The 1,300-nt window shown below is 75.7% G+C and carries 1 protein-coding gene; it reads left to right on the top strand.

Annotated features, from left to right (window positions below):
- Positions 1–306 precede the first annotated feature (306 nt).
- Positions 307–1,062: a S1C family serine protease gene (locus F8274_RS30630; protein ID WP_370518297.1), complete on the top strand. Its 756-nt coding sequence runs from the start codon at positions 307–309 to the stop codon at positions 1,060–1,062.
- Positions 1,063–1,300: the final 238 nt, after the last annotated feature.

Below are 1,300 nucleotides of genomic sequence, written 5' to 3'. Positions count from 1 at the left end.
GCCCCGGCACCCCCGGGCCAGCCGTCCGCCCACCCGACCCAGCCGACCTCCGGCCCGGCCTACCCGGCTCCGGCCTCCGGCCCGGCTTTCCCCAGCCAGCCGGCATCGGGCCCGGCCTACCCGGGTCAGCCCACGTCGGGCCTGGCCCACCCCGGTCAGCCCGGCTCTGGTCCGGCCTACCCCGGTCCGGCCTACCCCGGTCAGCCCACGTCCGGTCCGGCGTACCCGGGGCAGGCTGCCGCCGGGTCGCTGTCGGTGCCGCCCGGTCAGCCCGAGCGGTCCGGGCGGGGGCGTCGGCTACCGGTGGTGACGCTCGTCCTGGCCGTGATCCTGGCGCTGGTCGCGGGCCTGCAGGCGTACCAGATCCACCGGCTGGACGACCGGCTCGCCGCCACCGACCGGCGGCTGGCCGAGGCGCAGGGCGCGGCCGCCGGCCGGCTCGACGGCCTGGAGGAACGGGCGGGCGTCCTGGAGAAGCAGGCCGGGGCCGCGTTCAACCCGGAGGCCGTGGCGAGCGCGGTGCTGCCCAGCGTGTTCCGGGTCCGGGCCGGCCAGTTCACCGGCACGGCCTTCGCCATCGGCAAGGCCCCGTCCGGGGGCGGCACCACCCTGCTCACCAACTTCCACGTGGTGGAGGCGGTCTTCACCGCGGGCGACCGCAAGGTCTTCCTGGAGCGCACCGACCAGCGGTTCGAGGCCACCATCGTCGAGGTCGACAAGGACAAGGACCTCGCGCACCTGCGCACCACCGCGAAGTTCACCGGGCTGGTCGCGGCGCGTTCGCCGGTCAAGTCCGGGCAGCAGATCGTGGTGGTCGGCGCTCCGCTCGGCCTCCAGGACAGTGTCACCACCGGCGTGGTGAGCGCGTTCCGCAAGGACGAGGGCGGCTCCGGTCCGGTGATCCAGTTCGACGCGCCGATCAACCCCGGCAACTCCGGCGGGCCGGTGATCAACGGCTCGAAGGAGGTCGTGGGCATCGCCACGGCCAAGGCCCGGGACGCCGAGGGCATCGGCCTGGCGGTGCCGATCAAGACCGCGTGCGACCGGTTCAAGCTCTGCTGACCGGCGCGCCGCCGGCGGCTTGACCGCGTACCGCACCGTCGAGGCGTGGGCCCCGACCCCGCCGACCGCAGACCCCGGCCCTACGGGCCACCCCGCGGGGGACCAGCCAACCTGGAGGATGAAGCATGTCCCAGCCACCGACCGGAGCGGGCGGCTACCCGCCTCAGCCGCCGGGGGGCACCGTCTACGGCAGCCCGTACGGGGCCCAGCCCGAGCCCCCGCAGCACGGGGCGACTCA

It is taken from the genome of Micromonospora sp. AMSO31t (genome assembly GCF_008868175.1).
GTDB lineage: Bacteria > Actinomycetota > Actinomycetes > Mycobacteriales > Micromonosporaceae > Micromonospora.
The sequence above is the reverse complement of the archived record's forward strand: the minus strand, read 5'-3'. Positions and strand labels throughout refer to the sequence as shown.